A 24,755-nucleotide genomic window follows, 5' to 3' on the forward strand; every position below is an offset into this window, starting at 1 on the left:
TTTGAGAACCGGTCTATAGTGACGACAGATGATCAACATAGGCACCTTTGGGTTACAATAGTGTTAATCGAACGTTACACCAAGGTCATGAAGACCTTCATTCTGCTGTGCGACCGTGATCAAAAGTGGGGTCAATGACTCGACCTCAGCAGCATTTGCAACACCTCCAGCATCAAGCGCCCGAAGACCATTGATATCTTCAGCGAGGTCAGCGACTGTTTCCTTTGCTGCTGTATCATCGCCTAATAGTAATGTATCAATACCAAGATCCGCATCAAGATTCGCAAGCCGCCCTGCTGCAAGATTGTGGAACGCGCCAACAATAGGGACTGAATCAGGTGCGGAATCGGCGACAAGTGCCGTGACGCTTCCTGCACTTGGTGGATGATAATGAAAACCATCCTCATCGCGTTTTACTCCTGCTGCTGGAGTAACAATGATATCATCTGATGACAGTCCGTCTTCGGCGACAGCAATCGTATCTGCGACGTGATACGGGGGAACACACAAGAAAACAATCTTTCCGCGATCAGCTGCCATTCCATTCTCAAACCCCGTGATCTTTGTATCAACACCCCGTGAGTCTAGCTCGTCAGTATATCTCTCTGCCGCATCATGTGCCTTGTCAGGATCACGAGAGCCAATTACAACATCATGATTCGTATGAAACCCAAAACGAAGTGCAAGACCTTCACCAATGTCGCCAGTTCCGCCAAGTAATGCGAGACGCATACATATACTGCGGTCGGAACTCTAAAAACCATTGTGTGACCGGGGAGGACTGCCGCCGTTACAGTTTCTCTGCGTTAGCGAGGCAATCAGATTGATTTTGGAAGAACTACCACTTGCGACTGCCTGTTATCTATTCTTATCTAGATCATCGTTTTCCGAGCGCTTTTTCGAACGTCTGTTGCGCACGCTCGTATCCCTCATTTCTTCCAACAATTGGGTCGGGATAGTCTGGAGCAAATTGTGCACGGTCACCGGGTGACAGTGTTGGCCACTCAATGATTTTCTCCGTCGGTGCATCACTCAATTCGGGAACATACTCGCGAACAAAGTTTGCTCCATCATCGTATTTTGATAGCTGACTTACAGGATCAAAGATTCGGACATCAACGGAATCGGTACCAGTTGATGCAATCCACTGCCAACTCCCATGATTTGAAGCATAATCATGATCGATGAGTTGCTTGGTAAAGTATCGTGCACCGCGACGCCAGTCAACAAGAAGATGCTTTGTTAAGAAACTCGCCACCACTTGTCGGGGACGGTTGTGAATGTAGCCCTCACGATTGAGTTGTCGCATACCAGCATCAACAAGGGGGTAGCCGGTCCTTCCCATAGCCCATGATTTAAACGCTTCATCATCATCGCGCCATTGTATTTCGTTTGGAATCGACTTATAATTTGAGACCGCGAGACTCGGATTATGATATAGCAGATGGTAATTCTGTTCGCGCCAAGAGAGTTCATATCTATACTTATCGACATTACGTCGCTCATTCCCATGTACAGCCTCATACACTGAAGTTGCAGCATCCCACACTTCACGAATACCAATCATTCCCCCAGAGAGATATGGTGACATTCGTGAGACTGCTGTTGTTGGTTCCTCAGCAGCCTCTGCAAGATCATCGCGTGTATCATTATAATCATAAATACCTCTATCACAGAACCGATCAAGGCGTTCTCGCGCACCCTCGTACCCAGCAGGTGGAAGATCAATCTCGACTGTTGGAACAGGGACCGTCTTTTTATCACTGATCTTAACCAGCGTTTCAGCTCCTGGTGGGTCATATGCTGACCGTTTTGGCACATCCTCCCAATCATTGTGGAACTGACTATGATTTGGATATGATGTATCAAGTCGGCCAGGGTCGACAAGCACATGATCTGTTCGCAGATCAAATTCAATCCCGGATTCATCGAGCTTACTCGCGACGCGCTCACGCCGAGACTGTCGCCCCGGTCGGTAGTGTTCATTACAGTGTACACCATCAACGTCGTACTCTTCAGCTAACGTCGGAATGATATCGCCTGGGTCGCCAGCACGAACTATAAGATCACTTCCACGCTCACGATATGCCTCCTTGAGCTGACGGACTGCACGCATCCAGAATGTCTGCTGTCGCGTCCCAATCGCGCCAAATAAATCTGAGTCATATACATACACCGGTAAAACTGATCCAGCGTCGGCTCGTGCTGCGGCGGCTAATCCAGCGTTATCTCGGAGCCGAGGATCACGTCGATGCCAAAATAAACGCATATTGTATCTATGTGCTGGAACGAATAGTAGCCTTCGGCTGCCGATTCAGATGGACTATCTGAGATATTTCAATTATTCAAATATACACTCACTATCCGTAATGAGTTAGTTTATGGACTCACTATTTTTAATGATTTCCTGAGAAAATAGCCTTCCCGCCTGCAATCAGCTAACTTTTGCACCATCGCACATATTCTCAGATAGGATGCCATTCACATCAGATGCACGAAGTGCTGAGCAGCGGGATGCACCATTCTTACTCACTAGTGCCATTATTGGAGTTATTGGGTGTTTACTCGCTGGTGTGACCCCACTGATTGGTGGTTCATCGACGGCATTTACTGGGAGTATAGTCTCAAGTAGCCTTCTCGGACTTGTGTTTGCAGTCCAAAGTCTCCGATTACTTCGTAGAGATGGTGTTGTTGCTCTTGCCCCAGCAGTACTGACGACAATCTTTGGTGGATGGTTCATGGCTGCACCGCTACTATACGATGTTGGGTTCATCGCAACAGCTGGTACACAATTTGCTGGACTACTCCTTGCTGCGTTCGGATTGTACCTAACACTGGCACGAATTGCCCCAAGTCGCTGACCATACTAGTAGCGAGGCGAACTCCGGCGGAATCAACAATCATGCAAGAGTTGATTTCGAATATACATGATTAGTAGTCACCAAGCACACCGAGCCGTCTTGCTCGCCGTGTTGCGTAGTGGAAAACGACGTACCCACCAGTTAGATACACTCCTGCAATAGCGAATAATACACCGAGTTCAACGATATCAAACTCCCAGAGACGTGTTCCATCAACCATCACTCGCTGGAGAAGTGCACTCCCATGTGCCAACGGAAGTGCTCGAAGCCATGGAATTGAGAATACAGGTGCCGACACCAGGATGACAAATCCAAACTGGAGAAGCCCAAGCCATGTTCCGACTCGCTTGTACAGTACAGTGATTCCACCAGCAGCAAACCCAAGTCCTAGCACTGACGCAACACTCGCTGATGCAACTACAACGACTGTTACCGGAGGAAACGCAAGTTCGGTTCCTGTCACCAGTAACATCCCGATTAGAATCACTACTGATGTGAGAAATGTCCGAACAAGTTTTGCAATGCCTTTGAGCAATGCCACAGGAGCAAAGCCGAATGGTGTGGTAACATGTCTCTCTAATGTTCCCCACTGAACTTCACTTCCGATATCATTAGATATCGATGAGTACGCACCTGATGAAAGTGTCCACAAGAAGTACCCAACAACGATGCCCTCAATTGAATCACTTAATGCTCGTCCAGCTAGCAACTGTCCCCCATAAAATAATACGATGAAGAAGAACAGTGCAACTACAACTCCGCCAATCGCGTTTGCTGGATACCGAACAAATAACAGAAATTCACGAATAAGGACCGCTTTCGCCAGATGATAATATGTGGCTGGTTGTGGATCTGACCGATCTGCGTCGTCGTGTTGTGTTGTAGAGAACAGTTGATAATCAGTCATAATTCATGTTCCTGTGATCTGACTACATCGGTCTCAGCACGGTTGCTACGCTGGCTATTGTCGGTGTGGATCTCACCGTCCGCTGATTGCGCCTCCTTTCGTTCTCTATCAACAGCCTCTGACTGTCTCTGAGTATTGGCTTGCGATTGGGCACTTGTCAACGCAATCAAAGCCTCCTCAAGTCCTACTTCAACTGTCTGAATATCTTCAATTTCTACCCCCGATCCCTCCAATATATTAAATAACTCATACAATGAGACCTTTGAGAGTTCAACCTCAATGCGGGGGTCACTATCTATGGTTGCTGTAAGTGCTGTTTCTTCGATACGTTCACGAAGTTTTGACACAATACTATGTGTCAAATCATTGCTTTTAATTTGGAGTCGTTCGCCTCCAACTGTTTCCACGAGCGTCTCAACATCACTGTCAGCAACGATACGCCCATCTGCCATCACAATAACTCGATCACAGACATCTTCGATAACTGCCATATTGTGACTACTGAGGACAACTGTCAGTCCATCCTCAATCGCAAGTCGTCGTAACTCAGTCCGAAGCGTACGGGACCCCTCAACATCCAATCCAAGTGTCGGTTCATCAAGAAATAGAAGTTCGGCTCCCCCAGCGAGCACACTTGCGAGAGATACCTTCTGTTTCATACCACGTGATAGCTCTCGAACCGGTGTATCTGCCCATGTGGTGAGATCTAATCGTTCAAGTAACTGTGCATGCCGAGTAGCGACCGAATCTGGATTAATACCGCTAACTGTTGCGAAGTACCGAAGATTCTCTCGTACTGTGAGCCGCCAGTAGTCATTTCGAGCCCCCTCAAGCATTGCATCAACATTAGCATATGCTGTTCGTCGGTTATTCTTGACATTAGTGCCGAGCACTCGAATCGCCCCTGTATCTGGAAGAACCGTTCCGAGAATAGATTTGATCAAGGTCGTCTTTCCCGCTCCATTTGGTCCAAGTAGCCCGACGATTGAACCCCGTTCAATATTCAAGCTTATATCATTAACCGCAGTGACAGCATCGTCTCCACTGCCAAATTGCTTGCTCACGCCGTCGACGACAAGTGCTGGTGAGTCATCATTATCCTGACTTTCTTCAGTCGTCGTTTCTTGAGGTGTAACCGCACTGCGTCCCATTGCAACCACTAAATTCGTCGTACAGATAAACAGCGCGTTACCGCTAGTAGGCAGGTGCCGTTCTGCCGATGTGGGGGTAGGGGTATTTTCTGCGTTGCATACAGACAATGCATATGGATCTTGATCGGTTTGCTGCGGATACGCCATCTGATGACGCCCCCGGAGATGGGAGTGTCTGTGTTGTGGCGACACAACCGGATACATTCAAACGCTGTCGTGATGGACTCTATCCATCACCAAAATCATATGATAGAACGCGTCGGTCATTCGAGTATCTTGCATTCTACCGGACCGCACCAGTCTCTGCAATCACACATTATGCACGTATTGTAGACCGAGTCGAACAGCGTCGCGGGACTGATGGTCCAATGACTACTGACGATTGGAAGACACTCATCGACCCATTTTCAACAGAGCGCGTTGTTATTGTATTTACCTGGGATGAGCTTGTTCCGCTTGAGTCTCCTGTCGAGAATGATGGACACGGTGTCCGAGGTGCATGGTACTGCTCACTCCATGACGTTCGGGAAGCACCGACATTATCAGCATTGTCTGATCGGTCGGAAACATAACCAACTCGACGAAATCGAAACCAATTAACTGTCACATCGAGTAATACTACCCAAGCCGAGGTAGCCTAGCCTGGTCAAGGCGGCAGATTCGAAATCTGCTGTCCGCTCGGACACGTGAGTTCAAATCTCACCCTCGGCGTTACACGTGCTCTCTTTATATGATGCTAGCTGTATTAAATCTGCATCGCATGCAAGTTACTAATTAGACGTGTACTCTAAGCAACATATAATTAAATATTCAATCACTCAGATTGTTTCATCGAGAGTGTATACTGCTCAGTCTCATCATTATTATCATAATCATCGCTCGTAGATATAATTCTCACTTTTGACTCGGGAGTCACCCTCGATTGTGTTTGTCCTCGTGATGATAATGGCGATGGTGTGTATCGTCCAAGTAGGTATGCATCAATATCGGAGCTATCTGATGGATTTGCTCTTCGAATCCAAACTGTTGCACTACCACGGGTTGCAAGCTCCGCAGCCCACTCTTCTGCATCTTCCCGACTGTCGAACTGGTGACGACTTCCCTGATCACGAATGATTTCTCCAACAGAGCCATTCGTTCGCCGTGCAGATGATTTGATATCAACGAGGAACTTGCTCACGATATACAGATAAATATACACAGATGAGTGACTAGTCGCTTATGATGACCATTGATATGACATGGGATCCCCAAAGTCTCCTTATTGACACGAATTAAAATAATTGATATTATAAACAACAAGGAGAATCCCTTGACCCTTCACCGTCATCGTCAGGGTCAGATGAATCCGACCCTACCCTACCTACCCCACCCACCAGTCGATTGCACGACTGGCTTTGTACCGCCTCAATCCGAGCAGTTAGTCTAGAAGATTACATAACTCATTATACAAGCGGTCCATGACATGATGCACATCCACCGAACCGAACCCACCGAGCGACAATCCTCACCCACTCACAAGTGGCTGAGATGCTCGACCAACACGGGCACGGGCACGGCACAGGTGAATGCCAGCCAGTAACAACAGCAAACTCTACTCTAGAACGGTCTCAGACCAGACTACACTCCGTCTAAGAGCCCGTGAGACGTCGTCTCACGTGGCGACGTCGCAAACTAACGCTCCCATGTTGTCAAGTATGGGGTGAACCCGTCGAGATCCCCGACGACTCGGAGTTGAACACTCATCCAGCGCACAAGGGACTGCACAGTCAGTCCAGTCAGCACGTTCTGGAGAAACTCGCTGAAGTCTTCAATCCGTGGGACGGCTCCAGCGAAGACAGAGACAATCCACCCGGCTACCGCAAGAAAAACTACTCCGATCACCAGGGTCGTCGCGTCCACGAAGAACATCTACGGAACACCGTGACGTGGAAGCAGAAAGGTATCCGCCACGGCATCAAGAACGGACGAGTCGCGCCTCTCAAAACACCGCAATCACAAACAGTCTCCCCGAGTGAGAGAGTAAATCCTCGTCGAGTACGAAACCGCGCCCGGCGTCACCATCGAGAACCTCCAACAGGCTCGCGCTGTCTACGACAAGGCTAAAGCACGGTAGGAACTATTGTGTGCAAGCACGAATTGGAAACTCCCGACGCTCCCGGTGCTGAGACAGCGGATATCGACCTTGGAATCTGTCACTTCGCTGCCGTTGTGTACAGCACCGAGGACGCCGACCTCTACTCCGGCAATCGTCTGAAACAGCATAGGTACGGCTACTACTTCCCGAGAGAGATCGCCACCTGCGACGACTCAGGGGGCGACTCCATCACAAATGGGCGGAGCGTCGAACCCATTTGACTTCTTCCACAGCCTCTGCAAGCATACTGCTCGACGGTGTATTGAGAAGAGTGGGTCGTATTCACGTCGGTGAGTTGGAGAGTGTCCGAGAGATCAAAACGAAGATGCTGAGTCGAAGAATTGGGGCAAACACGGCAACCTCGACCTGCATGTGTGTGGGCGTTCGACCGCTTCACGGACATCCTCGAATACAAGGCGAAGATCGAGGGGATTGAGCTCGTGGGAAGTGAACGAGAGCGACACGAACAAGACGACAGTCAGCGCGTCGAACGTGGATTGTATGTGTGTGAGTCGTGTGACGCGGCGTTCAACGTAAGCGTGGACGGGGCGAGGAACATCCGTCTCACTATCACCGAGGAAAGTAACTCCGAGTCTGTCCCCGATTCGGGTGGAGAGAGGAGTCCCGGCTCGGCTGGTTGGCACAGCCAGGAGTCTACTTATACGAGTTGTCCATGTGATTCCAACCGCAGGACCAAGTGGTAGCCTGCAAATCATAATATCCCAACTCAGCGGTGCGACGCCGTGAGATTCCGGAGCCTGTAGGCGTAGAAGGATGTTAATCAATCATCAGCAAGACTCACGTCATCAGCGTCAGCACTCCGTTCAACATCCGACGATGCCTCATTATTATCGACTGAGAGAAGTCGATCAAGCGCCTCAATCATCGCCTCAACACTACAGCGTGTGATATCAGAGTCAGATGCTGCAACAGAAACAGTCCGATCGCCACGCGACATTTCAACTTCAACTGTCACCACAGCGTCTGTCCCACCAGTAATTGCATCAACATGATAGGAATCCAACTGTGCATCTGCATCTGTACCAAGCGCTGCTCGAACTGCCTCAACAGCAGCATCAACTGGACCACTGCCAGTCCCAGATGCAACACGCTCATTTTCGCCAACACGAAGTCGAACTGATGCTGTTGGCGTTCCTCCGCCTGAGGCTGCCGTTAGATCCAGGAGTTTAACATGCCGGTCCCGCTCACGCCCTTGAACTTCCTCAGCAATTGTAAGAAGGTCCGCATCAGTCACACGCTTATCACGGTCTCCAAGCTCCTTGACGCGATCAACGATGGCTGTGATTTCACTTTCAGAAACATCAACACAATGTTCATCCAGTGCTGCTTGAACACCCGCGTGACCAGCATGTTTCCCAAGGACGAGGCGCCGCTCACGACCAACAGATGCTGGTGAATACGGCTCATACATGGTTTTATCCTTCAGGGTTCCATCCGTGTGGATCCCACTTTCATGTGTGAACGCATTTTCACCGATAACCGCCTTATTTGGCGGAAGGGGTATATCGGTCGCTTGTGAGACGGTTTGTGCGAGAGAGTATAACTGCTCAAGCGTTGCTGTTTCAATGTCGTAACCATGCGCAAGCGCAATTGCGACCTCCTCAAGTGCAACATTTCCAGCTCGTTCACCAATTCCATTGACAGTGCCATGAACGAGGTCAGCCCCAGCAGCAAGACTTACCCATACATTTGTCATCGCAAATCCAAGGTCATCGTGTGTATGTGTTGATACAGGTCCAAGCGCTGCAAGTCGAGATACATACTCATATGTCGTTTCAGGAGTAGCATGCCCAACTGTGTCAGCATAACAGGATCGATTGGCACCAGCATCAAGTGCTTCTTTCATTAGCCTCTCCAGAAACTCGATTTCAGCTCGCGAGCCATCTTCGCCGATGACTTCGACCCAGAGGTCATGATCTTTTGCATACTCGACCAACTCAGCAGTCGTCGTGATTACTTCTGATCGCGTTGATCCGATCTTTTTTTTAATATGCCGGTCGCTTGCAGGGACAACAATCGTTACTCCATCAACGCCACAATCAAGTGCAAGTTCGATATCGGATTTGACACCACGAGCAAAGCTCGTAACGGTTGCATCGAGATCAAGCGCTGTCACCTGTCGGATTGTTTCTCGTTCACCTTCACCGGTGCAGGCGCTACCAGCTTCAATAAACTCGACGCCCGCTTGATCAAGTTCATGTGCAACCTCGGCCTTCTGCTCAGGAGTAAGTGAAACCCCAGGTGCTTGCTCACCGTCTCGAAGCGTTGTATCAAGAAGCTGTACTGTATCGTCGGAATCCAAAGCGGATGCAAGGGGTATGTCGGGGCTACCCCCGAATAAATCGACCACGAGTCATATACTCACCTGTGGTATATCTCTTGAACATACTTAAAATATCTGTTTTTTAAATACTCAAGCCGACATACCCACAATCATGCGAGACATTACGGTAGTGACCACCTCTTGACAGATCATATTTCTCAGTGTAAAAAGGTAATTTTCGTGTCGGTTTCGGAATAAATACATATTATCAACCAATCCAGTGCTTTCCCGTTAGAACCAATAGTGAATTACCCCTCCCTACTCACTCACGGCTTTTTGCCGTTCGTTCCTTGAGGAAGGGGATTTAGGCTTGTACCTGTTAAATACCGATCGAGAAGTAAATAATATCAAATATATTTAACCATCAAATGAAAATACAATCAACGGAAATTACGAACATATTGTCATTAGCAAGCAGTGATAATCTATTGAATCTGTTATTAATTGATAGAATGATGCCGTATTTTGCGATGGTCTCAATATAATGTATACAACCCCAGATGGAACACCTGTCGGCGTTGATGATCCATACGAGCATGCCGACACTTGCGATCATCTGACGGACGACGGTCGATGTCGACTTGCCCTTTCGCAGAATATCGATAATCCTGAGTTCATCGCAGAACGGCGGGACGATGATTATGCGTGCCTTGCTCATTCATACGACGGCGGAAACAGAACTACTCCCGCAGAATCTGACAGCGTATCATCGTCTATGGAATCATCAATCCCTGTCAGTGCTTTTCGTGAGTGTACACAGTATCAATCAACGACCGATAACCGCGCCTGTGTTCGCTGTGGTCTCGAAAATGTTCGCATCGCACACGATACAGATACACAATCGCTTCTTGAAGAACATCACCTCTCATATGGAAGCGACACTGCTGACAACTCGGTTATCTCAGATATCGATGAAACTAGTAATGAGAGCATAGAAAAGAGCGCACAAAACGACACAGAAGCAAAGATAGCTTGTAATCATGAAATTACAGTTGCAGTATGTCGATGGTGTCATTCCAAAATTCATCAATCATTCGCTCGATTAGATGATGATGCATCACCCGATCCTGAGGCGTTCGCTGCCCGAGAGCAACGCCGTGCACGTGAGAAACAGGAACTTGGGTTTTCGCCTGCTAATGAAATAGACGACTATTGACATCCTCCCGCGCCTGAAGACGCGGGAATCCCACGCCACGGGACCGCACCGTTGAGTTGAGTTGAGTTGAGTTGGAAATTGTAGGTTCACAGACTGCCAAACTCACACACTATTCGAATCGGTGTACAGCCGGGCAAGGCAAGGGACAGTGTGTTGAGAGTGGGAGTGCCAAGCCCAAACCCTCGCCCCGGGACTCTTATCCTCACCCGAGAACGCGTTCCTGTGTTCTGTGTGCCACAGGAGCGGTGGTCGGTGGTCGGGTTCACCGGACTCACACTCGGAGTTGGAGTCACTTACGGTGATGATTGCTCGTTGTTTGTTAGTTGATTCCCCGAAGGACAGATCCTGTTTCCAGTCTAGGTGGACACTCACACCCACACCCACACCCACACTCACACTCGAACCCCCAATTGTCGGGTATGCGGCTGCAGTGGCGTCGTAACCAACGTGCAAACACACTAGCATACGATATCGGAGCAGAACACAGCTCGGAATTTCCCGCTCCCGTCCCCGTCTGACGGCGCGTATCCACACCACGCCACACCGGCAACATCGTGGGATTGCGCCTGTTCAAGTTATAATATATTGTATCAATTTATCATCATTACTCTGCAGATATTACATCTAAACAATTGATACTCCGCTGAGATATCGTGCTGTGTCACTCAGCACGGATTCAAGAAAATACCTAAGTTACTGTTGCGGCTTGCTATCGTCTCATATCATATTTGACATGTTACCAGCGTATTTGTATAATTTCAAGACCGGGCGCTTTTTGCCCTTCTTTGTTGTATCCATGAGTATCAAATGACTCATATCGCTGTTATCGATAATCACGGTCAGTTTACGCATCTCGAACAGCGAGCACTTCGTGATCTTGGGGTTGATGTCGACCTTATCGATAACACGACATCGCCTGAGCAACTAATCAAGACCGCAGATGGGCTTGTTCTCTCTGGTGGTCCTGATATCGATCGTGTCGGTAAGTGTCCGGAATATCTTGATCTTGACCTTCCAATATTGGGTATCTGTCTTGGCATGCAACTGCTCGCAAGCGAACTTGGTGGATCAGTCGCTGCTGGTGACTACGGTGGTTATGCCGATGTCGATGTCGAGATCGTTGATGACACCGACCCGCTTATCGGATCACTTGCTCCAGAAACCCGCGTCTGGGCAAGCCACGCAGATGAAGTTAAATCCGTTCCCGAAGGATTCGAACGAACAGCGAAGTCAGACGTATGCCGTATTGAAGCAATGAGTAATCCTGATCAGGAACGATATGGCGTCCAGTGGCACCCCGAGGTTGCACATACTGAACGCGGTGAAGAGGTCTTCAAAAATTTCATCGCTCGATGTCAATAGCGCATAGTCATATTGGGTATATTTTTCTATGACTACAACACAAAGCGAACTTGCGGATCTTTCGCGGTTCATATTTCGTGCTCCACGGTGGTATATCAGTCTTACATTCGCGATTGTCATCGCAGCTACCGTTGGTGTTGCCGCCTTTGATTCTGGTGCGTATGCAACGACATGGCGTGGACTCTTTATTTTTGGTCGGGATGCGTGGGAAGGTATATTTTTTATTGGAATTCCAACGGTTGTCGCTGCGTTTGCAACAACTGGTGTTGATCGGTTTGTCGGAGGTAAGCTCACGGCAAATCGATCGTCGCTTCTTGCGTTAATTTCTGAGTTAATTGTCGTGACTATCGTTGTGACTGCTGCGGTAATCTCAGTCGTCACAGGACTTGGTCAACGATTCGTATTTGATGCTCTCATCGTCGCGCTCGCATCTGTATTCGCTTTCCGTCTACTCGTTGTGGTGGCTGTTTCACGTTCGTCATTAGCGATTGCAGCACTCCCAGCAAGTATCCAAACACTCGTTGCGGCTGTTCTTCTGTTCATATATAGTGGTACCTTACGATATATCTCATTTGGTGGACCGCTACTTGATGCATATATGATGCCGTATCTGGCACGTCCCGAGAGAGGTCCGGCGGAGCTATCTGCCATATCCATGGAACACTTTGTCCTTCTCGGAATTACATCTGCACTCTACGCACTCGCTGTATATGGATTTATCATGATTGTTGATCGCCCGTGGCGCCGTAATCTTGATGTCTCAATGCTTGATTTTCTCGGTGGATTCATTGGTCATATTGCAGAAGGCTCACGCGAGCTTGAGGAGTTCTTTCAACAACTCGGTGAGGAAGCATTAGTTCCTGTTTCAGTGCTTTCGTTCAAAACATCAGATGATACTGAGAAAGCCCGATTTGTCCTTCCAATGATACACCCTGGACCAATGGGTGAAATCGGTGGTGGAAACCTTCCAAAACGAGTAGCTACGGCAGCTAATGGGCTTGCGTTCCCTCCACATGCAACCGCTGGTCACGATTTTAATCTTGTGACTGAGCGCGAAGTTGATACAATCATTGAGGCCGTTGAGACTGCAGCTGACCACATTGAATATACAGCTGAAGCAACCCGGAGTGTCCGAACACATTCCGGAGAAGCCTCGATGCTTGGACAGTGTATCGGAGATGATGGATTATTAATCTCAACGTATGCACCAGGATTCGCCGATGATGTTGCATATGGCGTCGGTCTGTCAGCATCAGCCGAAGCCCGAACAACTGGATTAGATAATGTGATGCTTGTCGACGCACACAATTCTAATAATGGTCTCAATGGTCCTACCCTTGGTCATGTCACCCCTGGTTCAGCTCGTGCATTTGATATGATTAATGCGGCTCAACAATGTGGGGATCGTCTTTCCACAGCTGAACAGTATCCGATGGAACTTGGCACTGCATGGACAGAGACGCCATGGAATCCAACAGACGGTATCGGACCATTAGGCGTCCGCGTTGCTGTACTGAAAGTTGCTGATAATGAGACCGCATATGTACTTGTTGATGGTAACAACATGGAGCCTGGTCTTCGTGGTCAGATAGTCGAGACACTTGTCGATGAAGGACCAGTCGACGCTGCGGAGATAATGACAACAGATACGCACATCGTCAATACAATTGAGGCAGACAATCAGGTCGGCTCGGCGATTGATGATGAGGTATTTATCCAGACACTCTCTGATCTCACTACGGAAGCACGTCGTGATTATGAGACCGTGACAGGTGGGATGGCTGTTGAACGCGTATCTGTCACTGTGTTCGGTAATGATCGAACAGAGACACTCGCAAGTCATGCGAATGTTGTTGTTTCAATTGGGGGAGCATTTGCCGTGACAGTCGCTCTTGCTGCTATTGCTGTTAGCGTAGTTATCTTTCTCTTCGCCTAAACTGTAGTATCAATATCTCAGATTGTGGTCAGCGGGTTTGTATCAATCCACGAGAAATGACTATTTACTATCTGATATATACTGTGCCTATAGTCGGGTCACTCCCGATTACGTCTCATCAAAGAGTTCATCAACAGCGGTCCGTGCGGTTCGCGCAGCCTTATCAGCCACTTTGTCGGCTGGTGGTGAAACGTCATCAGGCACGTTGAGGTAGACATCAACTTCAAGAACACCAGATTCAAAACTAACGGTAATATCAACATCAGTTACTGTTGATTGTCGATATTCAGCAAAAATAATCCCTTCTGCAGCGTCCGCAGCCGTGTTCACAACAGTATTGTCGCTTGGTGTCGAGTTTGACATGACTGTAGCTTCGCGCTTATGCACCAGCGCCGCCAGGACCCATTGGACCACCGCCGCCAGCGCCGCCCTGGAGCATCTGTTGAAGTTCTTCTTGAAGACTCTCAAATTGGTCACGAACTCGCTCTTCTTGCTTTGTGAGTTGCTCAACACGGATCTCAAGACTATCAACTTTGTCTGAGAGTTCGTCGTGAGCGGTATCATACTCTGTTTCGACAAGCAATTCGCCAACCTCTCGATACATCATCGTCTCCTCATTAACATCTTCAAGCGCATCAAGTGCCGCTTCAGACTCATTCAATGTTGATTCGGCTTGATCTTTCTGGGCTGCCACCTTCTGTGCTGTTTCTTGAAGGTCCTGCAGCTCTTCGAGTTTCTCTTGTGCTTCTGGTGGCAAATTGCCCTGCATAAATTCTATTGGGAGATGCGGACTGAAAAAGACCCGTATTCTCTCCAGACGAACCATACTAATTGCCGCATGGGCTGTGTCTGAACCTCGCACCCAGAGCTATCGAACACCGTCATATGATCTTCAGTTGGATCAGGTTGAATATCTCAGAAGCTACCCTCAGATTGGTTATACAGAATATCTAGTAGTTGCTGACCGCATGAATCTATCACAATATAGTCTTGAATCTAATAGGAATATGGGCGTTGGAGGGCACACAGTATTAATGACGACCTGGCAGTGATCATTCACTTCCTACAGAACAATGTGTATGCTTGAGAGTCGAGCAACTGCACAACTCGAACACCCCTGTCTGATTTAAAACCGAGCAGATGTCACCGGTCAGTATCATGTATCGAACTATCAACACTACCGAGTACCTCTTCTGCAGTTGCAACAAATCGCGTCCACGTATTTACGCCTGCCCGAAGTGCAATCAAATCTGCCGCGGCGATCCTCACTGTGACCGTTGTGTCATCTTTTTTAACCCGCGCACGAGAGCGCGTATCATCGATTTCACCAACTTCTTGATCAACAGCTGAACTCACGATCTGTGCGCGCTGCACGTCAGCGTAACGCCATGTCAGTTCCAGTGTATGACGCTGTTGAGTAACACGGTCATCTGTTTTGTCTGCTATGAGCGATGACTTAATACTGTTGCATGAATCGGCAGACGTTCCATTATGACCACGACCATCAGCAGCATTACTTTTTATATTATCCTCATCCATTCGGATCAATGCCTACGATTATTAATCAGTCTTAGTGATTCAGTTCACTCTATTATGTCTATTTTTAATCGATAACTAACAGGCGAGGGTCACTCCCTCAAGTTGACTTAAATCATCTGTTTTTTAATTGAATTACTCTATACGATTACTCGACAGGAACTTCTTTGATCTCTGGTGCACGCTCTTTTAGCAAGACACGATGCCCACAGAATGGGCATCGAACACCGCCGTACTCTTCAAGTTCGACATCACGCTTACACCGAGAACATTTATAACTCATAATAAATCGGTTATCTAATTATCCTCTTCATCGCCATCGCCTGAAAGTGCAGCACGGATTGAACGCTGCACCTGCTTGCCACCAGGTGTTTCTGGATTGTACGTTCCACCAGTAAAGAGTTCACCTGTTTCTTCATTCCGCCAGATTCCTGTCCCAACACGAGTGACATCATCGCCATCAACGCTTGCATTACGCATCTCAGATTCAATCTCTTTGACTCGACGTCGTGCAACACGTCCATAGCGTGCCCCGAACCGACCAGCACTCCCACTCGTTCGTGCATTGTCTTCAGCCATAGTACCATAATGTACTTCAGCTGTTAGTATAAAGCCTGCGAGACGCGGTCTGGAACCCATTTCTGTGAACTATCCCACACCCTACTCACCTGCTGGCGCAGGTTCCTTGAGGGTGGGGCTTCCTGTTTCGATGACGCGCTTTTCACTCACAACATCGGAAACACCTGATGAAGTGAACAGAGGGAGTGCAGTCTCCACAGGCGTTACAGATTCGGATTGTCCCAATCCTAGTCCTAGCGTTTCAAAACCACGAGAAAGTATATTAACTGCAACGTTCGTGTCTCTGTCCGTCTCGAATCCACACGCTGGCATGAGTGTTCTCGCACCCACAACGGCTTATCAGATGCAACACCACACGAAGCACATTCTGCTATCGTGCCAGCAGGTTCAGGTTCGACTTCGACAAAGTGCGTTCCCTCACGCTTGCACTTGTATTCGAGACTCCTTGAGGACGGGGGCTTAGCGCCTGAGATCAGCTAAATCTTAGAATAGAGAGCAATAGATGATTTTTATTACCTGTGAGTCACTCAGATTTATTATCCCTGAATTAATAAAGATTTGTGCGTCATACCGATTTGTGTATAGATCTGATCAACTGAACAACAAACAGCTGTGTTTTAGAGTCACTCACGCAATTCTGCGGTTGTAAGTGCATCATTGAGGTCGTCACGAACGTATTCACCCGTTTCAACATCCATTGCTGTCGTTACTATACGATTTTCCTGGACGCTCGAACCATCCCGGAGTAATAGTCGAACATTTCCATTATTATCGGCTCGAGTGACCTTCGCGCGGAGACCACTTTGGGATCCTGTTCCACCCGCATCGATTGGTCCTGGAATTATCTTTTTCACATGTGGGTGGTCAGCGACGACACTGATTGCCTTGCGCCCAGGTCGACCACCGATAAGCGTCGAATGTGTCCCCCCAATCTTCTCACGTGGTGGTGTTTCAACAACTTCAAGCGACCGCTCACCACGCTTATCGAGAACACGCTCAACCGGACGCTCGCCGGCAACACGATAAAATTCATAATGAATCTGTGCACGCGTCTCACGAAGAACATCACGATTTCCGGTTGCAAAGACCGTCTCAGGTCGTTTTCGTCGTATTTCATCTGCAACTTTCCCGGCGAAATTTCGTAACTCGACAACATGCGCCTCTGAACTTTCCTCAGGGACTGTCGTCACAGTCGTTGTTGCAATTACTGTTTCCTCACCAAGCATTGTCACATCTGCTCGGTCACGTTCGAACTCAATGACGACCGTATCGCAGTTGGCGGTGTTACAAACTAAGCAATAATCGCCTGGTCGTTCTAAGGGCGTTCCACACCGCCGGCAGTCCATATATGTCTAAGCTGATGCGTAAATAAAAGTACGGTCGTTCATCATCAAACATACTATCCTTGATGGAGTGACACACCCGTAATTATAATTTTGCTGGATTTACCTTTAGATACTCCCGAAGAACAGCAGTTGCGTATGCACCAGGCGGAAGTTTAAACTCTAACAGATAGTTTTCGATATCGTCATAATCTTCACCGGCACGATCAACTCCAATCTTCGTAGATATGTCCGTCTGGAGAGCCATAGCGCGACGTGTTCCTGTTGAATTGAAAGCTCCTGGACGATCAAAATCGGCTGGAGTGATATCATATTCTGCCAGGACATTTTCTTCGATCTCTCCTGGTGTGTTACTCGCCAGATCGGTTTTCGTTCCAATTAACGGTGCCGTGACGAATGCCCGTCCACGCTCGCAATGCTGTCGCATAATATCAACACGACGTTCTGTCGCGAGTTGTGTTCGTGTTGGGTCAGCTCGTTTCACTCCTGTCGGTGAATTCTGATCTTGAAAACAGACAATATCACCGACAACGGGCCGATGAATCGGGATATCCTGTCGTATTCGTTCGCTAATGATTCGATTAAATAGATCTGATTGTGCTGCATTAATGAAGAGTTGTTGAAGATTCTCTGGGACTGCCATGAGTGCATGACGCCATGTTTCGGCATCGCTCTCTATGCTGGCATCGGCTGCATTTAATCGGTGCAGCATTGACCGCTCAAATCGAAGTGCCCCCGGCATTCGCTCAATCGCTTCCTCCCAATCTGGGTTGGCACTTCCAGCTTGCTCATCAACAAATTCACGAGCTCGCTGTGTTGCTTTAGGCTCACTCTCAAAAGAGTTAGCAACGTATTGTAATACCGCCTCTCGCCATGCACCACGAACGACCGCTCGACCAACCCGATGTGTGATTGACCGATGACTACCAAATCGCTGATGACCAAAATAATTCGGGACTGTGATGCTCACTTCATCAGCTCCCCTGGACAACGGGTCTCGATTCTCCTCACCCTGGCTGTGATTACTGTCCATAGCATGCGTGTGCAACTCAGCAGTTATCGCATCAACAACAGTGGTGTCTGTCGCATTCCGGACGTGGATCTCAAACCCGTTTCCCCCAAGATCTCCAAACTGAAGTGACCGTCCAATCCGCCCAATGACCTCTACGTCGGCATTTGGGATTGAGAAAAGTGCGTTATTTTCCGGATCTATTCGAGCGACCGAAAACAACTGTGTCGTGATTGCGTGCTTATCCTTTGTGCCTGCCCACGAAATCCGCTCCCGACTAATTTCAAGATCATTTGATAATCGTTGTGCGAAATCATTCGTATCCCACTCAGAAAGTGTTACCCGAAGTAATACATGTGGATAATCGCCAGTGGGACTATCAACTGACTCTGGATCAACCGTTTCAAGCTCTTGTACTTGAAAATCTGCTGGGCGAACACGAAGTTGTCCATCTGTCCCATCAGTGTCACTATAATAATACTCAATTCCGACTGTCTGTTCGCGAGAGGGAGCAGTGCGCATCGCAAGTAGAACATGATTATGACTCAATCAGCAAGGTCGCTCCGATTGATGCTGGTCATATAGAGTGCTTCCTGTCTCAATACCGAGACTAAGTGAGACTGAGACTAGGACTGACGACATGAAACAGCTGAAACATAGCATTCGTCGATACATTCGGAAATTCTCGTGTCATGTTCTGCTGTGATCAGATATAAAATCAATCACCTGATCAAATAGAACCATATTCATGATCATCATCCATCTGTTCTAGTGATCATGTATTTTACTGACGACTATCAGCTCAACTACATGCTGTTGTTATAGATACATCATGATAATCGGTTCTGTGTCAATACTTGCATGTAATTAATATAAACTGAGATCGCCTGTTATGCGATCGATGTTTTCCTCACTGCCTGGTCCAACTGCAAGACACGTCACTGTGCCCGGTTCGAGTTGTGTATGTCCTGCGTCACGAATCACGGCGTTTGAAATTCCATCACGCTCAGCCTCATCTGCTAATCGAAACAATTGCTTTTCACTATTGGCTTTGAGTACAATCTTCTTTTGACCGCCACCTTTCCACTGCTTTTTTGATTTTGAGCTAGTGTCCTCAACAGCAGACAGGGATGCGTGTGCGACCTGTGCAGCAAGCTTTCCCTTTCCCATTCCCAGATCAGCACGGGCAACAATGGCTTGTTTCATACATACGCGTCAACCCCACGTGCACATATCGGTTGCTGCTCGAATCAGATCCCATAAGCCAGTTATCAATTTGACCGATCGGTATACCCAATCAAAAATTAACTCAAGTCTTCAGACTATCCTGACGCTTGAACAATATGGATAAAAACCAGTATCCAACGGTGCCTAGACAAAGGATTAAATCAGGACCTACTGAACAAAGAGATATGATATTACAACTTGAGTTTAGCGAAGCGATCGAACACACTAATACTCAGATGTGCTATCGTCAAAAGCACATGAGACAACACAAAATGGTATCTAAACCTGAGTTGATGTCAGTATACTCTGTCATTGACTGTAGAATATCTCCGTCATGTATCTCAGATGTGCAGGATTATTTGAATCTTTCTGAAGATAATCTCGATAACTTCCTCTCGGTGGCTCTGATATGATTCTATCTGATGATGATATCCTCGCTCGTCTTGAGACGGGAGAACTCGTTGTGGAACCGATTGATGATCTTGACATGCAGGTCCAACCCGCAAGTATCGACCTTCGTCTTGGTGAGGAATTTCTTGAATTTCAGCGAACAAACATTTCATGTATTCACCCAAACCGCCAAGAAGAAGTCTCTGAGTATGTCTCTGAGACAATCATCCCAGAAGGTGACGAGTTTATTCTCCATCCAGGCGACTTTGTCCTTGGGACGACAAAGGAGCGAGTCGACATTCCTCCAGATCTTCTTGCGACTGTAGAAGGTCGGTCATCTCTTGGTCGACTTGCAGTCGTAATCCACGCAACAGCCGGTGTCGTTGACCCAGGATACTGTGGGCAGATTACACTTGAACTATCGAACCTTGGAACAGCACCTGTTGCACTCACACCTGGTATGCGTGTTTCACAACTTGTGTTCACAGAACTTACACAGTCATCTGCTCGTCCATATGGCGCTGCACGTGATTCAAAGTATCAAAACCAAACCGGACCACAAGCATCACGAATCGGTGAGGATCCAGAGTTCGACCAAACAGATGATACAGCACACCAACATAATCAAAATACAACCTGAGGAATCAATATAACATGAAATTCATCGAGGAAATAGTCGTTGAGGAATTCCTTCCGACGTTTCGTTCAATGCTGGCAGAAGATCTTCGCAATCGTGGGTTTACCCAACATGAGGTTGCTGAAGCACTTGGTATCAGCCAAAGCGCGGTCTCAAAGTATGCTCACGGCGATATCAGTCGTCGTGATGTCGTTGTAACCGACGAGGATGTCAAAGCGCTTGTCAACCAGATTGGGACAGGACTCACAGCAGGAGATATGTCACGTGTTCAAGCCCTCATCGAATCTGAAGTGCTAATTCGACGACTCGAGGCTGGCGGAGTTATCACTCGACTACATGAGGAGTCCATGCCTGAAGTTGCGGAGCACGATGGATACTCCAGGATCCATGATCCGGAGGGTGGTCTTCGGACGAGCGAACAAATTCGCTCATCGCTTCGGCGTGCACTTCGTCGGCTGACGAATACCACCGGATTTGCTGAGTTCATTCCGAATGTAGGCTCAAACCTTGTTGCATGTCTTCCAGATGCAACCACTGTCGATGATGTTGCAGGTGTGCCTGGGCGAATATTTGATGTCAAAGGTAACACGACCGTCCCAGGAGATCCAGAGTTTGGCGTCAGCGAACATGTTGCATCTGTACTACTCACCGCTCGAGCGAATGGATTTGAATTTAATAGTGCAATCAATATCTACTATGATGTAGATATAATTGAACAGCTCTCTAATGCAGGGTATGATACAGTTGAATTTGATCCCGATGCCGCCGGTGATCCAATCCAAACCGCATTTTCATCGATGGCAAGTAATAATATCACTATCAGTGAGACTGAAGCTGAGGCACAGCCCGTTGCTTGCTATCAAACAGGCGGATACGGGATTGAGCCGGTTATATATATTCTAGCGTCAGATACTGACACGATTATCGAGATTGTCCAAGAACTTCTTGTACCAAAGACGCGCGGATAAAGACGCCCCTCACGAATTCTTTTCATATCATAGCCAAACTCTGACTTTAGATATTCGCCTATTTGACATATCGAAACTATAACTGAAAACAGTTTCAAAACTCACGTGCTTATGAACCGACTAACGGGTCAGTATAAATATGGACGACCGTCCCTGGTTCAATTGAAATCAGGGTATGACCGATTAGTTAGTCGTCTGCAGGTGCTGCAGGGGTGAAATCAACCGGCGTTGTGTCGCGACCAAGCTCATCAAGACATGCTTGGGCACCGCGCTTTCCTGAGAGTAACATCGCACCGAATGTTGGTCCCATTCGTGGCAGTCCTTCAACAGTTGCAACAGCCATTCCGGTAGCAACGACGCCGGGATGAACAACACCAGTGTGTTCGACAACTTGATCCTCAGATCGACTTACCCACATTGAGTCATGACCTGGTGAGTCATGTCCAGGGGCACCGTATTCATCCTCGGCAGTATTGTCCATTCCAGTATTATGCTCATTTGCATGTTCAATTCCTGGTGCATTCAATACACCACGCTCTGAGAGTTTTGAAATCACAACAGCATCGTGACCGGTCGAATCAACAACAAGGTCAGATTCAACAGCAACGGGGTCAACACAGGTAAGCTCACGCGGCAGAGCATGCACAGGTGTCCAGTTGAGGACAATCCCACCGACGCGATGATTCTCACGCGTGACTACATCTGTGAACTCGGTCATATTCTGCACCTTCGCGCCGGCATCGCAGGCTGCTTTAATGAGTGCTGAGCAGGCATGTGGACCATCAGCAACGTACAATCCAGACGCCTCATCTGACTTCTCGTATGGAACATCAAGTTCATCAAGTACTGACTGTGCAGGGTCTCGAACAGTAACTTTGTTCATCAAGAATCCGCCGAGCCAGAACCCACCACCGAGATAATTATTCTTCTCAACGATTGTTACATCAACACCGCGCTCGGCGAGTTCCTTAGCCGTGACAAGCCCTGATGGTCCTCCCCCAACGATAATTACCTCTGTGTCAACGCGATCAATAAATTCACTACCCCAGTCTTTGGCGATCGCTCGTGTGACTTGTGCTTCACTGACGTCTGCGAATTCATCAAACGACATATCACCTAGTGATATTACTAACTACTAAAATCATTCGAAACTACACTCTATATGTGCTCTCAAAAAAGAATATCCGTCGTATAGATACCAAGACGAACGATTTAGGTCCATCCAGGTCAAATAGTATATAATGACACATTCAGCATCCATTGGTGATTATCTATGAATATGATCGTTGACGGTGAATGGCGGACCGATGCGTATCAAACGACGAATGATGATGGCGAATTCGATAGACAAGAGACATCATTCCGCGATGAGATAAGCTCTGACTCAGACGCTAAATTCCCTGCTGAGTCAGGACGATATCATGTATATATATCTCGGGCATGTCCGTGGGCTCATCGTGTCGCAATGACACGTCAACTATGTGATCTTGAAGATGATATTTCTCTTTCAGTCGTTGAACCCGAGCGATATGAAGACGGGTGGGAGTTCTCTACAGCGTATCCAGATCCACTGTATGATGCGGAGTATCTTCGCGATATCTATACTCGTGCAGACCCTGAATTCACAGGTCGTGTTACTGTCCCTGTGCTGTGGGATCGTCAAACACAAACCATTGTGAATAACGAGTCTCGTGAGATCATGCGGATGCTCAATACAGCGTTTGATGGATCGAATGACGTTGCGTTGTGGCCAGAAGGCTACCGCGAGGAAGTAGATCGGGTTATTGATGAGATATATGACCCAATTAATAACGGCGTTTATCGCGCTGGATTCGCGGATACACAAGAAGCATATAATGCTGCTGTTGAAGACGTATTTGACGCGCTTGATCACTGGGAAGAAGTGCTTGAAGACCAGCGGTTCCTTGCCGGCAACATGCTTACCGAAGCCGATCTTGCGATGTTTGTGACGCTAATTAGATTTGATCATGTCTATCATACCCACTTCAAATGTAATCGTCGTGCAATCCATGAATATCCAAATCTATGGAATTATACCAAAGAGATATATCAACTTCCTGGGATTGAATCAACAGTAAATATTGATCACATAATGCGGCATTATTATGTCAGTCACGATGATGTGAATCCAAAACGACTTGTCCCGACGGGTCCTGACATTGACTTTAGTACCCCACATAACCGCGACCGTCTGCCAGCGAATCTACCAGACGCGCTGCAGGGTAATACGACTGCCGCCGTTGCTGACGACTGAGTCCGCATTAGAGAACAATAGTCATTAGACAGGAAATCACTCGATGAGTATATCTAAGATGGGATTCTTGCTTTATCATTGCATGTTATCCGCCTGATATAGATCATTATCTCAGAAATAATCGATTACAGTTACTCTAGTTCACCACGCCGTATTTCTTTTTCTGCACGCTCACGCGCCTCGTCCGGGTCAAATCTATCAACAACCGCTGTGAGAGCAATATTATTAGCCTGTTTTAGTTCTACTGCGTGTGCAGTGATATTTGGGACTGCTCGAAGCACATTGTCGATAATCGGGACTGTTGCAGCAACTGCTGACCGTGAGAGTGGATTAAGATCAATGACAATCTCGTGCTTTCCGACCGCGTCAAGTGCAGCGGCTCGATCACCATCTTCAAGCGGCACTAACACAACATCTGCAGCACCAATTCCATCCGAATCAACAGTCGCACGCTCATGATCAAGACCCGGAATTTGACCATCAGCTTTCAATCCCCTGACCGTTTCTGCGCCGTGGTCGTGGAGATGATCGGCAATCGCTTTCATGCGCTCCTCTGTCCGATTAAATAAATTCACCTCGATATCTGCGTTAACCATCTTAGCAAGCTCGACAATTGCTTCCGGAACAAGCGCAGCAACATTCCCATTCACTGAAATAACAGGATGTTCCGCATCAAGAAGTAACGCCGCCGCCGCTCGTGCAGCCTCATCTGCGGACGCGATCGTCCTTTCACCGAGTAAATAGTCAAATGCCTCACCGCGACCCTCTGCAATGAGACCCTGTGTGCTCGTAATTCCAGCGTTAACACCTTCTTCGATTCGATGCCGGGTTATGAGTGATTGATATCGCGGATGACTCTGTGGCATATCGGTATCACCTTGTTTCCCCGGACTTTCCGTCGATGAAGAATCATTCATAACTACCGTATCATCACCTG

25 protein-coding genes, 1 tRNA gene and 2 pseudogenes are annotated in these 24,755 nt (G+C 47.8%); 11 read left to right on the plus strand and 17 right to left on the minus strand.

Going from position 1 to position 24,755, the window contains the following annotated elements; genetic code table 11:
- Positions 1-63 precede the first annotated feature (63 nt).
- Positions 64-732 carry an NADPH-dependent F420 reductase gene (npdG, locus tag J07HQW2_RS11960; RefSeq protein ID WP_021055795.1) on the minus strand — a complete coding sequence of 223 codons (669 nt, stop codon included), beginning with the start codon at positions 730-732 and terminating at the stop codon, positions 64-66.
- A gap of 145 nt (positions 733-877) precedes the next feature.
- The gene (locus J07HQW2_RS11965; protein WP_021055796.1) at positions 878-2,269 is read right to left on the minus strand and encodes a cryptochrome/photolyase family protein; all 1,392 of its coding nucleotides are present in this window, start codon (positions 2,267-2,269) and stop codon (positions 878-880) included.
- 205 nt (positions 2,270-2,474) lie between these two features.
- On the opposite strand from J07HQW2_RS11965, the gene J07HQW2_RS11970 reads away from it, so the two are divergent.
- The gene (locus J07HQW2_RS11970) at positions 2,475-2,861 is read left to right on the plus strand and encodes a hypothetical protein (protein ID WP_021055797.1); all 387 of its coding nucleotides are present in this window, start codon (positions 2,475-2,477) and stop codon (positions 2,859-2,861) included.
- A 70-nt stretch (positions 2,862-2,931) separates the two neighbouring features.
- Here J07HQW2_RS11970 and J07HQW2_RS11975 read toward each other — a convergent pair whose 3' ends face one another.
- Positions 2,932-3,768, minus strand: coding sequence for an ABC transporter permease (locus J07HQW2_RS11975; protein WP_021055798.1), 837 nt, complete (start codon positions 3,766-3,768; stop codon positions 2,932-2,934).
- Entirely contained in the window at positions 3,765-4,919 is a 1,155-nt protein-coding gene (locus tag J07HQW2_RS11980) for an ABC transporter ATP-binding protein (RefSeq protein WP_021055799.1), read from the minus strand. Before J07HQW2_RS11980 ends, J07HQW2_RS11975 begins: the two co-directional genes overlap by 4 nt.
- A 113-nt stretch (positions 4,920-5,032) precedes the next feature.
- Here J07HQW2_RS11980 and J07HQW2_RS11985 point away from each other — a divergent pair, with 113 nt between their 5' ends.
- Positions 5,033-5,491 (plus strand): hypothetical protein, encoded by a 459-nt coding sequence (locus tag J07HQW2_RS11985; RefSeq protein ID WP_048075276.1) that lies wholly within the window; start codon positions 5,033-5,035, stop codon positions 5,489-5,491.
- Positions 5,492-5,545: 54 nt separating this feature from the next.
- Positions 5,546-5,630 (plus strand) — tRNA-Ser (locus J07HQW2_RS11990).
- A 103-nt stretch (positions 5,631-5,733) separates the two neighbouring features.
- Here J07HQW2_RS11990 and J07HQW2_RS11995 read toward each other — a convergent pair.
- Positions 5,734-6,099: a DUF8081 domain-containing protein gene (locus tag J07HQW2_RS11995; protein WP_048075665.1), complete on the minus strand. Its 366-nt coding sequence runs from the start codon at positions 6,097-6,099 to the stop codon at positions 5,734-5,736.
- 461 nt (positions 6,100-6,560) lie between these two features.
- Between J07HQW2_RS11995 and J07HQW2_RS20075 the strand changes: the two are divergent.
- A pseudogene (locus J07HQW2_RS20075) lies at positions 6,561-7,735 on the plus strand (transposase).
- A gap of 102 nt (positions 7,736-7,837) precedes the next feature.
- Here the strand turns inward: J07HQW2_RS20075 and J07HQW2_RS12005 are convergent.
- On the minus strand, positions 7,838-9,427 hold the full coding sequence (locus J07HQW2_RS12005) for a (R)-citramalate synthase (protein WP_021055803.1): 1,590 nt from the start codon (positions 9,425-9,427) through the stop codon (positions 7,838-7,840).
- A gap of 457 nt (positions 9,428-9,884) precedes the next feature.
- On the opposite strand from J07HQW2_RS12005, the gene J07HQW2_RS12010 reads away from it, so the two are divergent.
- The 4 genes from J07HQW2_RS12010 (at position 9,885) to J07HQW2_RS12025 (ending at position 13,854) form a co-directional block, all read left to right on the plus strand.
- Positions 9,885-10,556 (plus strand): DUF7097 family protein, encoded by a 672-nt coding sequence (locus tag J07HQW2_RS12010; RefSeq protein WP_021055804.1) that lies wholly within the window; start codon positions 9,885-9,887, stop codon positions 10,554-10,556.
- A 165-nt stretch (positions 10,557-10,721) separates the two neighbouring features.
- Positions 10,722-10,883 (plus strand): hypothetical protein, encoded by a 162-nt coding sequence (locus tag J07HQW2_RS18700; protein WP_303704118.1) that lies wholly within the window; start codon positions 10,722-10,724, stop codon positions 10,881-10,883.
- A gap of 480 nt (positions 10,884-11,363) precedes the next feature.
- The gene (locus tag J07HQW2_RS12020) at positions 11,364-11,918 is read left to right on the plus strand and encodes a GMP synthase subunit A (protein ID WP_021055806.1); all 555 of its coding nucleotides are present in this window, start codon (positions 11,364-11,366) and stop codon (positions 11,916-11,918) included.
- A gap of 28 nt (positions 11,919-11,946) precedes the next feature.
- Positions 11,947-13,854: a DUF2070 family protein gene (locus J07HQW2_RS12025; RefSeq protein ID WP_021055807.1), complete on the plus strand. Its 1,908-nt coding sequence runs from the start codon at positions 11,947-11,949 to the stop codon at positions 13,852-13,854.
- 108 nt (positions 13,855-13,962) lie between these two features.
- Here the strand turns inward: J07HQW2_RS12025 and J07HQW2_RS12030 are convergent, their stop codons facing one another.
- From J07HQW2_RS12030 to pth2, 9 genes and pseudogenes are all read right to left on the minus strand, one after another.
- Positions 13,963-14,217, minus strand: coding sequence for a DUF3194 domain-containing protein (locus J07HQW2_RS12030; protein WP_021055808.1), 255 nt, complete (start codon positions 14,215-14,217; stop codon positions 13,963-13,965).
- 16 nt (positions 14,218-14,233) lie between these two features.
- The gene (locus tag J07HQW2_RS12035) at positions 14,234-14,623 is read right to left on the minus strand and encodes a prefoldin subunit beta (protein WP_021055809.1); all 390 of its coding nucleotides are present in this window, start codon (positions 14,621-14,623) and stop codon (positions 14,234-14,236) included.
- 374 nt (positions 14,624-14,997) lie between these two features.
- Positions 14,998-15,393 (minus strand): KEOPS complex subunit Pcc1, encoded by a 396-nt coding sequence (locus tag J07HQW2_RS12040; protein ID WP_021055810.1) that lies wholly within the window; start codon positions 15,391-15,393, stop codon positions 14,998-15,000.
- Positions 15,394-15,538: 145 nt separating this feature from the next.
- Positions 15,539-15,673 carry a DNA-directed RNA polymerase subunit P gene (locus J07HQW2_RS18705; protein WP_011570572.1) on the minus strand — a complete coding sequence of 45 codons (135 nt, stop codon included), beginning with the start codon at positions 15,671-15,673 and terminating at the stop codon, positions 15,539-15,541.
- A 14-nt stretch (positions 15,674-15,687) separates the two neighbouring features.
- Positions 15,688-15,969 carry an eL43 family ribosomal protein gene (locus J07HQW2_RS12045; RefSeq protein WP_048075277.1) on the minus strand — a complete coding sequence of 94 codons (282 nt, stop codon included), beginning with the start codon at positions 15,967-15,969 and terminating at the stop codon, positions 15,688-15,690.
- An 81-nt stretch (positions 15,970-16,050) separates the two neighbouring features.
- A pseudogene (locus J07HQW2_RS18710) lies at positions 16,051-16,415 on the minus strand (zinc ribbon domain-containing protein); the annotation flags it as partial.
- Positions 16,416-16,592: 177 nt separating this feature from the next.
- Positions 16,593-17,315, minus strand: coding sequence for a DUF2103 domain-containing protein (locus tag J07HQW2_RS12055; protein WP_021055813.1), 723 nt, complete (start codon positions 17,313-17,315; stop codon positions 16,593-16,595).
- An 82-nt stretch (positions 17,316-17,397) separates the two neighbouring features.
- Positions 17,398-18,843, minus strand: a complete 1,446-nt coding sequence (truD, locus tag J07HQW2_RS12060) for a tRNA pseudouridine(13) synthase TruD (RefSeq protein WP_021055814.1) — start codon at positions 18,841-18,843, stop codon at positions 17,398-17,400.
- A gap of 345 nt (positions 18,844-19,188) precedes the next feature.
- Positions 19,189-19,527, minus strand: coding sequence for a peptidyl-tRNA hydrolase Pth2 (gene pth2 / locus J07HQW2_RS12065; RefSeq protein ID WP_021055815.1), 339 nt, complete (start codon positions 19,525-19,527; stop codon positions 19,189-19,191).
- Positions 19,528-19,957: 430 nt separating this feature from the next.
- Between pth2 and dcd the strand changes: the two genes are divergently transcribed.
- Together dcd and J07HQW2_RS12080 are read left to right on the plus strand one after the other, a co-directional pair.
- Complete coding sequence (gene dcd / locus J07HQW2_RS12075) at positions 19,958-20,578, plus strand: dCTP deaminase (RefSeq protein ID WP_021055817.1); 621 nt, start codon at positions 19,958-19,960, stop codon at positions 20,576-20,578.
- A gap of 14 nt (positions 20,579-20,592) precedes the next feature.
- Complete coding sequence (locus J07HQW2_RS12080) at positions 20,593-21,543, plus strand: thiamine-phosphate synthase family protein (protein ID WP_021055818.1); 951 nt, start codon at positions 20,593-20,595, stop codon at positions 21,541-21,543.
- 187 nt (positions 21,544-21,730) lie between these two features.
- Here J07HQW2_RS12080 and J07HQW2_RS12085 read toward each other — a convergent pair whose 3' ends face one another.
- Positions 21,731-22,654 carry a sulfide-dependent adenosine diphosphate thiazole synthase gene (locus tag J07HQW2_RS12085; protein WP_021055819.1) on the minus strand — a complete coding sequence of 308 codons (924 nt, stop codon included), beginning with the start codon at positions 22,652-22,654 and terminating at the stop codon, positions 21,731-21,733.
- A 162-nt stretch (positions 22,655-22,816) separates the two neighbouring features.
- Here J07HQW2_RS12085 and J07HQW2_RS12090 point away from each other — a divergent pair, with 162 nt between their 5' ends.
- The gene (locus J07HQW2_RS12090; protein ID WP_048075279.1) at positions 22,817-23,818 is read left to right on the plus strand and encodes a glutathione S-transferase family protein; all 1,002 of its coding nucleotides are present in this window, start codon (positions 22,817-22,819) and stop codon (positions 23,816-23,818) included.
- 131 nt (positions 23,819-23,949) lie between these two features.
- On the opposite strand, the gene J07HQW2_RS12095 is transcribed toward J07HQW2_RS12090, so the two are convergent.
- Positions 23,950-24,735 (minus strand): 4-phosphopantoate--beta-alanine ligase, encoded by a 786-nt coding sequence (locus tag J07HQW2_RS12095; protein WP_021055821.1) that lies wholly within the window; start codon positions 24,733-24,735, stop codon positions 23,950-23,952.
- Between the last annotated feature and the right edge of the window lie 20 nt (positions 24,736-24,755).

The sequence above is a fragment of the Haloquadratum walsbyi J07HQW2 genome (assembly GCF_000415985.1).
In the GTDB taxonomy this organism is placed as follows: Archaea; Halobacteriota; Halobacteria; order Halobacteriales; family Haloferacaceae; genus Haloquadratum; species Haloquadratum walsbyi_B.